The organism is Bradyrhizobium tropiciagri (assembly GCF_001189845.1).
Taxonomy (GTDB): Bacteria; Pseudomonadota; Alphaproteobacteria; order Rhizobiales; family Xanthobacteraceae; genus Bradyrhizobium; species Bradyrhizobium tropiciagri.
This window is the reverse complement of the sequence record NZ_LFLZ01000005.1, coordinates 47165-59465: the sequence shown is the minus strand read 5'-3', so window position 1 is coordinate 59465 and position 12301 is coordinate 47165. Positions and strand designations below refer to the sequence as shown.

Annotated in this window: 9 protein-coding genes and 1 pseudogene; 7 read left to right on the top strand and 3 right to left on the bottom strand. The window is 65.5% G+C overall.

Annotated elements, in window-relative coordinates; all coding sequences use genetic code 11:
- The first annotated feature begins 216 nt into the window (after positions 1-216).
- Positions 217-927 carry a DUF1614 domain-containing protein gene (locus AKN84_RS06145; RefSeq protein WP_050419856.1) on the top strand — a complete coding sequence of 237 codons (711 nt, stop codon included), beginning with the start codon at positions 217-219 and terminating at the stop codon, positions 925-927.
- Positions 928-939: 12 nt separating this feature from the next.
- On the opposite strand, the gene AKN84_RS06140 is transcribed toward AKN84_RS06145, so the two are convergent.
- Positions 940-1704, bottom strand: a complete 765-nt coding sequence (locus AKN84_RS06140; protein ID WP_050419855.1) for a helix-turn-helix domain-containing protein — start codon at positions 1702-1704, stop codon at positions 940-942.
- A gap of 253 nt (positions 1705-1957) precedes the next feature.
- Between AKN84_RS06140 and AKN84_RS06135 the strand changes: the two genes are divergently transcribed.
- The 3 genes and pseudogenes from AKN84_RS06135 to AKN84_RS06125 all read left to right on the top strand — a co-directional run bounded on the left by AKN84_RS06135 (position 1958) and on the right by AKN84_RS06125 (position 7359).
- A complete protein-coding gene (locus AKN84_RS06135) occupies positions 1958-4177 on the top strand; it encodes a marine proteobacterial sortase target protein (protein WP_430649890.1) in 2220 nt (739 codons plus the stop codon).
- 201 nt (positions 4178-4378) lie between these two features.
- Positions 4379-4969: a class GN sortase gene (locus AKN84_RS06130; RefSeq protein ID WP_050419853.1), complete on the top strand. Its 591-nt coding sequence runs from the start codon at positions 4379-4381 to the stop codon at positions 4967-4969.
- 168 nt (positions 4970-5137) lie between these two features.
- A pseudogene (locus AKN84_RS06125) lies at positions 5138-7359 on the top strand (acetate--CoA ligase family protein).
- Between the two features lie 163 nt (positions 7360-7522).
- Here AKN84_RS06125 and AKN84_RS06120 read toward each other — a convergent pair.
- Both AKN84_RS06120 and AKN84_RS06115 read right to left on the bottom strand, forming a co-directional pair.
- Positions 7523-8284: a S1 family peptidase gene (locus AKN84_RS06120; protein ID WP_050419852.1), complete on the bottom strand. Its 762-nt coding sequence runs from the start codon at positions 8282-8284 to the stop codon at positions 7523-7525.
- Between the two features lie 158 nt (positions 8285-8442).
- The gene (locus AKN84_RS06115; RefSeq protein WP_050419851.1) at positions 8443-8694 is read right to left on the bottom strand and encodes a hypothetical protein; all 252 of its coding nucleotides are present in this window, start codon (positions 8692-8694) and stop codon (positions 8443-8445) included.
- A 29-nt stretch (positions 8695-8723) separates the two neighbouring features.
- On the opposite strand from AKN84_RS06115, the gene AKN84_RS06110 reads away from it, so the two are divergent.
- The 3 genes from AKN84_RS06110 (at position 8724) to AKN84_RS06100 (ending at position 12203) form a co-directional block, all read left to right on the top strand.
- A complete protein-coding gene (locus AKN84_RS06110) occupies positions 8724-9398 on the top strand; it encodes a LuxR C-terminal-related transcriptional regulator (RefSeq protein ID WP_050419850.1) in 675 nt (224 codons plus the stop codon).
- Between the two features lie 124 nt (positions 9399-9522).
- Complete coding sequence (locus AKN84_RS06105) at positions 9523-9753, top strand: hypothetical protein (RefSeq protein WP_050419849.1); 231 nt, start codon at positions 9523-9525, stop codon at positions 9751-9753.
- On the top strand, positions 9750-12203 hold the full coding sequence (locus tag AKN84_RS06100) for a S8 family serine peptidase (RefSeq protein ID WP_050419848.1): 2454 nt from the start codon (positions 9750-9752) through the stop codon (positions 12201-12203). Before AKN84_RS06105 ends, AKN84_RS06100 begins: the two co-directional genes overlap by 4 nt.
- Positions 12204-12301: the final 98 nt, after the last annotated feature.

Below are 12301 nucleotides of genomic sequence, written 5' to 3'. Positions count from 1 at the left end.
GCTTCGTTGTTTTGCGGGGTGCAGTGGCTCTCTCACCGTCACCCTGAGGAGCCGCGAAGCGGCGTCTCGAAGGGTCGACGGCCCGGCCGGTGGCCGTGCATCCTTCGAGACGCGCTACGCGCTCCTCAGGATGACGGGACAGGCACCGTCCTTGTGTTTCTACTGAGAATTCCTACGTGACGAGAGGGGCTGCGCCGAACCCGGACTGCCGAACCGATGCATTCCCAAGTTCATTATCTGCCGCTGACACCGGGATTCTTCTCGATCCTGGTGTTCGCCGCTGTGGCGCTGGTGGTGCTGATCCAGCTGCGCATCCTGCGCTACGCCTATATGCGGCTCGGCGTCGGTCCCGGTGTCGCGTTGCTGCTGCTGTTCGGTTCGCTGGTCGGCAGTTACTTCAATATCCCGATCACCGTGCTGCCCGGCCCGCCGGTGCGATCGGGACAGGTCGTCGACTTCTTCGGCATGCGCTATGTCGTGCCTTATCTGGCATCGCCGAGCACGATCCTCGCCGTCAATGTCGGCGGCGCTGTGATCCCGGCCGTGATGTCCGCCTATTTGATGCTGCGCTATCAGCTCTGGCTGAGGGCTGCGATCGCGACGATCGTCATTGCAGCCATTGTCCATGCCAGCGCCACGCCGGTACGAGGCATGGGCATCGCCGTTCCCGTGTTCGTCCCTGTGGTGGCGACCGCGATCCTCGCGCTGCTGCTGTCCCGCGAATATGCCGCACCGCTCGCCTATATCGGCGGTTCGATGGGGACGCTGCTCGGCGCCGATCTGTTGAACCTCGACAAGATCGGCAGCCTCGGCGCGCCGATCGCGTCGATCGGCGGTGCCGGCACGTTCGACGGCATTTTCCTGACCGGCATCCTTGCTGTGCTGATCGCCGGCGTGGTCGCGCCCGCGCGTCCGAGCCCGGCATGATCTTGTCGGGACTTATCCCGGCAGGAAGATCGCAAACGGCTCGTCGATCGTGCGGCGCAGATGCTCGCGATAGACGGCGTAGTTCGCATCGTCGGCCGACACCCGGCCGAGGCTCGGCTTGGGCACGTTCTTCACCGGCAGGAACGCTATCGGCGCGGCGACCGGCGTCAGCAGCGAGCCGCGGCCGGCGAGCAGCGTCGTGATGATGCCGTACATCTCGCCGGAATTGCGCGGGCGCGAGACCGTGATCACGCGATGCTGGCCGTGCCTGTTGGTCACGAGATAGACGAAGCCCGATTCATTGGGCACCGCGACCTCGCCATACTGGGTGTAATCGGCGTCCTGCCGCTCGCCCTCGCGGAAGCCGAGCGATGACGACGCGTCGTCCCAGGCGATCTCGGTGCGATAGGCATAGAACGCGCCCGGCTCGCCGAACGACGGCCGCACCGTGATGTAAGTGCCTTCGATCCGCGCCACCGACCGGCGCGAATAGGATCCGAGGCTATCGGGCGCGATCCCGCCACTGGCGGGCGCCGTCACCGTGATCGTCTCCGGCAGCTTGCGCAGGGAAACCCCAAGCGCCTGCTCGAGCCGCACGGTGGTCGCGAGCGTGAACGGGCGGCGGCCGCCGAGCACCTTCTCCAATGTCGAGAGGCTGAGTTTCGCCTGCTCGGCCAGCGTCTGCCGCGAGATGCGGCGGCGCGCGATTTCCTCGCGGATGGTCTCCGCGACCTGCTGGCTCTGCTCAGCCGAAAGCTGCTTGTCAGGCGTCGGCATTCTGATTCCTGCCCGGTTCCCCTTGATTCCGCGCAGTCTAGCAGACCGGACAATCCATCACAAAACCGCACAAACCCGCCTTGGCCGGCGGCGGGCCGCGCCGGGCGACGGCCAATCATTGCCGATCATTCTGCTCGCGCCAAAACCGCCGCTCTCCATGATTGCGAAGCAGCGAAAGTCTCGCTCGGGAGTGACGACAATGACGATTTACGATGCACGTGAGAGCAGTCCGCAGATACGCCTGTCGCGCAGGATGCGGATCGTGCTGTTCTTCCTGGTGGAAGGTGTGGCCGCGCTGGTGATCGGCTTTGCGGCGCTGTTCCTGAGTTTCGATCCGGTGTGGTCGGCCGAGTTGCCGCAACAGGCGGTGCTGCGGCCATCAGAGGCGCGCTCCGGCTCGCTGCTGTTCAAGACCGACGACGGCTATAAGGATGCGCTGAGGCTCGGCATCGATGTCGACCTCACCGTGTCGGGCCCGACCGTCCGCGCCCGCGTCACACAGATCTTCCGCAACCCGACCAAGGATTGGGTGGAGGCGACCTACGTCTACCCGCTGCCGGCGGGCGGCGCGGTCGATACGCTGAAGATGATTGTCGGCGATCGCATCGTGGTCGGCGACATCAAGGAGCGGCAGCAGGCCCGCGCGATCTACGAGCAGGCCAAGCAGAACGGCCAGAAGGCCGCGCTCACCGAGCAGGAGCGGCCGAACATCTTCACCAACTCGGTCGCCAATATCGGCCCGGGCGAAACCGTGCTGGTGCAGATCGAATATCAGGAGCCGGTGCAGCAGAACGGCAACGAGTTCTCGCTGCGGGTGCCGATGGTGGTCGGCCCGCGCTACAATCCGCGCCCCGTGGTGCAGAGCGTCGACCTCCGTGCCGATGGCAATGGCTGGGGCGCCACGTCAACCGATCCGGTGCCGGATCGTGATCGTATCTCATCCGAGGTGCTCGATCCCGCCACCAACGCGCCGATCAATCCGACCAACATCACGGTGCATCTCAACGCCGGCTTCCCGCTCGGTGAGGTGAAGAGCCATTTCCACCAGGTCAGGATCGAGAGCCCTGACAGTGCCACGCGCGTCGTCAAGCTTGCCGAAGGCCCGGTACCGGCCGATCGCGATTTCGAGCTGACCTGGAAGCCGGCCGCCGAGAAGGCGCCGTCGGTCGGGCTGTTCCGCGAGCATGTCGGCAATTCCGACTATCTGCTCGCCTTCGTCACCCCGCCATCGGTTGAGCAGGCGCAGCAGAAGCCGTTGCCGCGCGAAGTGATCTTCGTGATCGACAATTCCGGCTCGATGGGCGGCACCTCGATCATCCAGGCCAAGGCGAGCCTCACTTACGCGCTCGGCCGCCTGCAGCCGACCGATCGCTTCAACGTGATCCGCTTCGACGACACCATGGACACGCTGTTCCCGGCGCCGGTCGCAGCCAACAGCGCCAATATCGGCAACGCGACGGCGTTCGTCAGTGCGATACAGGCCCGCGGCGGCACCGAGATGGTGCCGGCGATGCGCGCGGCACTGTCCGACACCAACCACGACGACGCTGACCACGTTCGCCAGGTCGTGTTCCTGACCGACGGCGCGATCGGCAACGAGCAGCAATTGTTCGAGACCATCAGCGCGCTGCGCGGCCGTTCGCGCGTGTTCATGGTCGGCATCGGTTCGGCGCCGAACACTTACCTGATGACGCGCGCCGCCGAGCTCGGCCGCGGCACCTTCACCCATATCGGCTCGGTCGAGCAAGTCGATGAACGCATGCGCGACCTGTTTGCCAAGCTGGAGAATCCCGCGGTGACCAACCTGTCCGCGAAATTCTCCGAGGCGGCGGCCGACCTGACGCCGTCGGCGCTGCCCGACATCTATCGCGACGAGCCGCTGGTGCTGGCGGCGAAGCTCGACAAGCTCGCCGGCTCGGTCGAGATCAAGGGCCGCATCGGCGACCGTCCGTGGAGCGTGACGCTGCCGCTCGCGAATGCCGCCGAAGGCAAGGGCCTCTCCAAGCTGTGGGCACGCCGCAAGATCGCGGATGCCGAGGTTGCACGCACCACGCGGCAGGCGAACCCGGAGGATGCCGACAAGACCATCCTTGCGCTGGCGCTGGAGCACCAGCTCGTGACGCGGCTGACCAGCCTCGTTGCGGTCGACAAGACGCCGAGCCGTCCCGAAGGCGCGCCACTGAAGCTCTCCGAGCTGCCGCTTAACCTGCCCGCAGGCTGGGATTTCGCAAAAGTGTTCGGCGAGCGTCCGAGCCTTCCGGCTGCATCGGGCGAGCGTCGCGCTGAGGCAGGCAACGGCAAGGTGCAGCTCGCCGCGCTGAAGCGGTCACCGGTCGCAACGCAAGGTCCCGGCACCATCCAGCTGCCGAAGACCGCGACCGACGCCGAACTGAAGATGATCGCCGGTGTGATCCTGCTCACGGTGAGCCTTCTGCTTCTGGTGTTCAACCGGCGTCAGACGTCGCCCCAATGACGTCGGATGAAAGGAGAAGGTGCCCCCGACCTCCTCCTTTCCAAGAGCGCGCGCGGCCTTCCCACCCCGTCCCCCAGGGGCCGCGCGCGCAGCCTTTCTCCAGGCGTCATTGCGAGCGAAGCGAAGCAATCCATGCCACCATTCGGGGAAAGATGGATTGCTTCGTCGCTTCGCTCCTCGCAATGACGAGTGTTGCCGAAAATGCGCCGCTTCATCCCGCCCCTCGCCTTCGCCCTCCTCGGCCTGATCCTGTTCGGCCAGGGCGCCTATATCCATGCCAAGGCACTGCTCGCGCAGGTGCTGCTGGAGCGCGCTTTCGCCCAGAGCATCGCGACCGGCCATCCCGTGAAGCCGTGGCGCTGGGCCGATACTTGGCCGGTGGCCCGGATCGAGATCAAGCGCCTGCATGCCTCCGCGATCGTGCTTGCCGGCAGCAGCGGCCAGGCGCTGGCGTTCGGCCCCGGCCATGTCGAGCAGAGCGTCGATGCCGGCGAGCGCGGCGTCGCGGTCTATTCCGCGCATCGCGACACCCATTTCCGGTTTCTGAAAGATGTCACAATCGGCGACGAGATCGACGTCACGAGGAGCGACGGCAAGATGTTTCGCTACCGGGCCGATCGCAGCGCGGTCGTCCGTTTCGATCAATCCGGCATCGACCCGCTGACCGGCCGGTATGAGCTCGTGCTGTCGACCTGCTGGCCGTTCGGCGCGCTGACATCGGGGCCCGAGCGCTATCTGCTGCACGCGACCATGATCGAATCCGATTCGGACCGCCTCGAATCGGGTTCCTGACGCGCATCGATTTTGCGCCTGCCGGGATATTGCAAGCGATGCCCTGACTTGCGCCAGCGTGAGTTGCTACCCCCTTTCCCTCGCCATAAAAGCAATGAAAAATCGCGTCCTGCGGTGATGCACCGTGGGCCAGAGGAAACAAGCAGAACAAGGATAAGGGCAGGCTCCATGGAAGCTTTCGCAAGCACCGCGTCTCATGTGTCCCACAAATGGGCGCCGCCCGCTGATGCCAGCGACATCGTCAAGAGCATCCACGCGATGCTGCACCCGCGCAACATCGTGCTGGTCGGCGCCACCGACAAGCCCGGCAACTACGCCGAACGGATCTGGAACAACCTGATCAAGTACAAATATGCCGGCGGCCTGTTTCCGATCAACGCCAAGCGCGAAACCATCTGGGGCGTCACCTGCTACAAGGATTTCGCCAGCCTTCCCGAAAAGCCTGATCACGTGCTGGTGCTGGTGCCGGCGCGGTTTGCCGTGCAGGTGATCCGCGATGCGGCCGCGGCGGGCGCGCGCTCGGCGACCATCGTCACGTCAGGCTTCAGCGAATTGCAGGATGAAGAGAGCCAGCGCCTCGCCGTCGAGCTGAAGCAGGCGATCAAGGAGACCGGGCTTGCCGTCACCGGTCCGAACTGCCTCGCAATCTCAGCGCCGGCGAGAACCTGTTCACCAATATCGACGACCGCATCGTCACCATGGAGCCGGGCGCGGTGGCGATCGCCGGCCAATCCGGCGCGATCGTGATGGCGATCCGCCAGGCGCTGGAGGATCGCGGTGTCGGCGTCGGCTACATGGTCACAACCGGAAATGAATCCGGCCTCGAGACGCCGGACTTGATGAGCTATTTCGCCGCCGATCCGAGCATCCGCGTCATCGTGGTCTATCTCGAAGGCGTCAGGAACACCAAGGTGTTCCGTGACGCCTGCAAGGCCGCGCGCGCCGCCGGCAAGCCTGTCATCGCGCTCAAGCTCGGCGCCTCCGAAGGCGGCCGCGCCGCGGCGATGGCGCATACCGGCGCGCTCGCCGGCTCGATCGAGACATTCGATGCGATCTCGACCCGCGAGGGCGTGATCCGGGTGCGCGGACTGGATGAATTGATCGAAACCACTGAGTGCTTCGTCCATGCCAATCCGCCGAAGGGCAATCGGCTGGCGGCGGTGTCGCTGTCGGGTGGCAAGCGCGGGCTTCTGATCGACGCGTTCTATTCCGCCGGCCTGAACTTCGCGCCGCTCAGCCCGAACGCGTCCGAGCAACTGGCGAAGATGCTCGGCCCGGGCAGCATCGTCGGCAACCCGCTCGACGCCGGATTTGCCGCCGTGGTCGATCCCTCCGTCTACATGAAGTCGATCAAGATCATGATCGACGATCCCGACACCGACATCGTCATCATCGATGCCGAGCTGCCGAAGGCGCCGCACGAGCTGCGCGAGCGCAATCTGCGCATCGTCAACGAGATGGCAGGGCAGGCCCACAAGCCGGTGATCTATATCAGCGCGATGTCGATCGGCTTTACCGACTTCACCAAGGGACTGCGCAAGTCGCTGCCCAATATCGCAGTCATGCAGGGCCTCGACCGCGCGGTCGGCGCGATCAAGTCGCTGATCGAATATGCCGGCCTGCGCAAGGAGGTGCCCGACATCGTGTCGAGCTCGAAGGCGTCCGCGCGCGCCGTTCTGGAGAAGACGCTGAAGGCCGCCAACGGTGCCGCCGCGCTCGACGAGGTCGCCTCGAAGCAGCTGCTCAAGGCTTACGGCATCCCGATCTCGAAGGAAGACGTCGCGCAGACCCCGGCCGAGGCCGTGAAGATCGCCAAGGCGATCGGCTTTCCGGTGGTCGCCAAGGTGGTCAGCCCCGACATCCTGCACAAGTCGGATATCGGCGGCGTGGTGCTGAACCTTGCCAACGCGGCCGAGGTGAAGAAGGCGTTCAACGACATCACCGCGCGGGTGAAGAAGCTGAAGGGCAAGCCGAAGCTCGAGGGCATCCTGATCGCGCAGCAGGTCAAGGCTGACCTCGAGCTCGTGGTCGGCGCCTCGCTCGATGCCGAGATGGGCCCCGTGGTGCTGTTCGGCACCGGCGGCGTGGATATCGAACTGATGAAGGACGTGGCGCTGGCCGGTGCGCCACTCGACGCCGCCGAGGCAAAGGAGCTGATCGCCAAGACCAAGGCCGGCGTCAAGATGAAGGGCTATCGCGGCAAGCCCGCACTGCACGAGCCGTCCGCGGTGAAGGCGCTGGTCGGGCTCTCCAACCTGATGGCCGACGCCAACGGCCGCATCGCCTCGATCGACGTCAACCCGTTCCTGATCAACAGCAAGCTCGGCGTCGCCGTCGACGGCCTGATCGTGCTGAACAACGCCGCCGCGAACAAAGCGGCGGGGCATTAGATTCAGACGCGCCCTCTTAGTTCCGTCATCCTGAGGTGCGAGCGGAGCGAGCTCGAAGGATGAATCGGCCATAGTCGGGGCCGTTCATCCTTCGAGACGCGCTACGCGCTCCTCAGGATGACGGAACTCCAAGCGTGCCAACAGTTCGATCCGCGCCGCAGCGCTAGAAGCTCGCGCCCCATTGCAGCGCGGTCTGCATCACCCAGTCGCGATAGAGCGTGAGCGGCGTCACGCCGGTGATGCCGCCGCAGCCGGCGGTGCCGTTCGGGCCGGTGGACCAGCTCACCACGCCGACGATGACCGGCCCGCTCTGCTTGTCCTCGAACACCGGCGCGCCGGAATCGCCGGTGCAGGCGCCGAGCCCGTCGCGCACGCCCTGCCCGACCGGATCGACGAGACGGATCTGCAGCGTGCCGGGCTTCCCGCTCGCAATCAGGCCGGCGACGCGAATGCTGCCGCCGCTCCTGCCGTCGCCGCGCACGGTGACACCGACGCCCGCGACGGTGAAGCGGCCGCCGACCTGGATCGGGATGTTGGGCATGCCGAGTGCGGCCGGCGCCTTGCCTGCGGAAGGCACCGCAAGTTGCAGCAGCGCGACGTCGGCGGTCGCGACATGATTGATCATCGCCTGCATCCGGAAGCCGGGATGGATCGCAACCGTCTTGACGTCCTGCAGCTTGGGCTGCCGGTCCGCGCCGTACTCGACGATCTTGTAATCGGCACCGGGCTGCACGCAATGCGCCGCGGTCAGCACCACCTTCGGCGCAATCAGCGCGCCGGTGCAGAAATTGCCACGCGAGCCGACGATGGTGACGACGGAGCGCGCGACGCCGTCGGTCGACGGCGCGCCGCCCCCGACAATAGCGAAGGCCGGCGTTGCCATCAGCATGATCAGAATGACCGTCGCTCGAATCAAATTCGTCATGGAACCCCGTCGATCTGCATCGGAATTGAGCACATCCGAGGCGCGGCATCGCGTCGCTCACACTCGGCCCTGGTGAACACGCAATCTTGTACAGAGCATCCGCGCCTGCATGCGTCAATTATCTAAATATCTAGCCGCCGATGACTACGGCGTTGAAGTCACCTCCGGATTTCCCGCAGCGCCCTGGTGCGCACGCGCTTCGTATCGTCGCTTTGCCGCGCTATCCGAGACATCGGACCGTGCATGGTGCTGTCGGCACGACGCCTGAATGTGAACTGCATCTCTTGATCCTGCGCGTCTCGGGGCCGTAATTTCAGCTCGATAACAATACAACCTCTGGCAGCATACCGCATACTTACCTTCATGACTTTCTGGATGCCGGTGCCGTCGACCACCAGACGGCTTTTCATCCGCCATTTCGTAGAGTTCGAGGATATTGATGAGGATCGCGGTCGTCACGCCGATCAGGCTGTTCAGCGAGGGGCTTACCTCGAGTTTCCAGAACCACGCCGAGTTTGCCGTCGAGGCGGCGGTTTCCGACCTTGCCGGCCTGCGCGCGGCGCTCGCGACCGGCCGCGTGAACGTCATCCTGATCGACGTCACACAGGGCATCGATCTCGACGAGGTGCGCGTGATCGCGAGCGAGCATGCCGACATCGCCCTGGTCGCGCTCGGCCTCAACGAGGACCGGCGTGACGTGGTTCGCTGCGGCCGGGCCGGGTTCAGTGGCTACATTTCCCGGAATGCCAGCTTCGACGAGCTCTGCCGCGCGCTCTCGGACGTCGCATCGGGACGGCTTGCCTGCAGCGCCGAGATTTCCGGCGGCCTGCTGCGCGCGTTGTTCTGCATGGAGCGCCAGAGCGATACGATCGACGCGGACCAGGGACTGACGCGCCGCGAAAGCGAGGTTCTCAAGCTCATCGGACAAGGCATGTCGAACAAGGAGATCGCGCGCGATCTCAACCTCAGCCTTGCGACCGTCAAGCACCACGTCCATCACGTGCTGCAGAAGCTCGGCCTGCCGCGCCGGGCGCAGGCAATGCGGCGGGTCCGCGAGGCGCCGTGGATCGCCTCGTCTGCGCCGGCTCTCGATCGTCGCCGCGAGCTCGACTGACACAAGCCAACTGAATTCCGTATTCGGCTTATCGCAGCACTCGCACGCATTGGTGCGCAGATGCGGCGCGGCTTTGCATGCTTGCGTGCGCATCACGCCATGAGATCGATCGCGACTAAATCCTTTGATCGATCTTTCGAGGCGCAAGGTCGATCTCCTGGATCGGTCGATCCGCATCATCGGCCCGATCCTTTTTGAGCCACCGCGGCGAATAGGCCGTTCGCAGCACACCTGCCACAACAGCACCAACGCAGCGGCGCACCGCTCCTTTCGCTCGCTGCGTGAAAGCAGATTGCCGTGGAAAGCGGATCGGCTGCACGAATTCGCAGCAGACCGGCCAGGATTGATTTCATGAATCCAGTTGCCGACATCTCTGGTCTGACTGCCTTGTGGCAGAGAACGTCGGGTGGCGACCCCGCGGTGAAGATCGCCATCATCGACGGTCCGGTCGATCTCAATCATCCCGCGCTCAGGCAGGCCCGCGTCGCCATGGGCGGCGAATTCGTCGCGCCGTCCTCGCCGACGATCCAGTCCGAGCACGGCACGCATGTGACGAGCGTGCTGATGGGCACGCCCGGCAGCCCGGTGCTCGGCGTCGCGCCGAATTGCAGCGCGACCGTATTCTCGATCTATCGCGAGGACGCGGTCGGACAGATCGAGCCCTCCTCGCAAAGCACGCTGGCGCTCGCGATCAACCAGGCGCTCGCCGCCGGCGCTGACATCATCAACATCAGCAGCGGCCAGCAATCCGCGACAGGACAGGCCGATCGCATTCTGGTCGACGCGGTGCGCGCCTGCGAACGCGCCGGCAAGCTGATCGTCGCCGCCGCCGGCAATGACGGCTGCCGCTGCGTCCAGGTGCCGGGCAGCCTCTCGTCGGTGCTCGCGGTCGGCGCGTGCGATCTGACCGGCAATCCGCTGCCCTTCAGCAATTTCGGCGACGCTTATCTGGAGAACGGCATCCTTGCGCCGGGCGAGAACATCGCCGGCGCCTCGCCGGTCCGCAACGTCAGTTTGCGTTCCGGAACGAGCTTCGCCGCGCCGATCGTCACCGGCGTCGTCGCGCTTTTGCTGTCATGCCTGCGCCAGAACGGACGCAAGGCCGATCCGCAAGCCGTCCGTGCCGCGCTGCTCGAAAGCGCGGCGCCTTGCCAGAGCGACGGCAGCGCCTCGCGCTGCCTCGCCGGACGGCTCGATATTCCCGCGGCTGTCGCCGCCCTGCTTGGCGAGCAGGCGGACGCCGTCATGCCGTCGGGTGCCACGGCCGCGTCTCCCCGCTTCTGGGGAGTGTTCGCGCGCCCTTTCCTCCAACCGTCATCCGCCGCTCAGCCAACTGCAACCAGAGAGGATTCCATGGGAGATCTATCAGCAATGTCTGCACCATCGGCTCCGCGCATATTCGGGCCGGACGGCTCGGTCCTGCGAAGCAGCGCCGGGATCATGCCAAGCGAGGCGCAGCCCGCCGCACCGGCAGCACCTGCGGCCATGGCCGTTCCCGTTGATCACGGTGTCGTCGCCGCGCCGATCGCAGCGCCCGCGCCGTATCCGTACCACGCTCCCCATCCGGGCGGCGACATGGTCTGGATGCCGGCATCGGCTCCGCAGGTGGTGATGCCGCAAATGATGATGCCGCAGATGGCGATGCCAACCGCCGGCATGATGCCGCAAACCTGGCTGCAGCCGCAGCAGATGCCCGCGCTGATGCCGAGCAACGCGCTTCCCGTCGCAATGCCGCAGGCGCTGCCGATGTACGAAGCGCCCGCGGTACGAACCAGCGAGAAGAGCTGCGGTTGTCGCGGGGGCATGCGTCCGCGGGGCACGGCGACCGAGCCCACCGGTCAACTCGCCTTCCCGATTGGCCGGCTGTTCTACGATTTCGGCAAGGAAGCCCGCCTCGACTACTTCGTGCAGGCGATCGCCAATTGGCGCGACAGCCTGATCGGCCGCGGCGACCCGGCGTTCGGAACGGATCGCGACCGCTCCGGCGACACCTCGGCACCGTACAACCCGGCGATCATGGCGCGCTATCTGTTGAACCAGGCCGAAGGCGAGACGTCGGCGCCGGCCGGCTCCGGCAACAACTTCCCGGACGCCGACGCCATCACCTGGACGATGACGATCGATTCGATCCCGATCTACGCGATCAAGCCGCTCGACGTGTTCGGACTCGGATTCTTCGCCGCGCTGATCCTGGCGCTGTGGCACCAGGAGGTCTCGCGCGACGATCCCTCGACGGCCCGTACCGTGGTGAAAGCGACAGCGGCCGTGGCCGACGCCGACGCACGACCGACGGCGAACCCGCCATTCCCGCCGCCGGGCGGCGTCGCGCGGGTCTCGATGGCCGGCTGGGTCGACAGCACCAACACGACCAAGCTGCTGAACGGCACCGTCGTGCCGACGCTGGTGACCGATTGGCGCGGCTTCTACCAATGGGATCTGTTCACACTGTTCGGACCACTCCCCTGGCCAGACGGTGCGGAAGGCTTCCTCGAGCGGATCTACAACGAGTTCCGCAACGTCGGTCTCTCGCCGCAGGATCGCGCGCTGAATTATTCCGCGATGAATGCCTACAACACGCGGAAGATCTTCATTGAGGCCGCCAAGAAGGGCCTGCGGCTCGACACCGTCGAGGTCGACCAGAGCGTCATTTGCCGGCCGGACTCGGATTGCCACGACGTGACGTACCGCTTCTTCAACCCGACGCAGGTCCTGACCCAGGCGCGCGAAGTCTATCAGTACACGATCGACGTCAGCGACGTGGTGCCGGTGGCGGTCGGGCCGCTGCGGTACTGGCAGGTCTATTGAGGCAATTGCTCCTCTGCGTCCGGAGGAGATCAGAACGTGGCGCGCATGAGCGTCACGTGGTCCAGGGGATCGACGCGATGAGCGATCCCCTGGGCGAC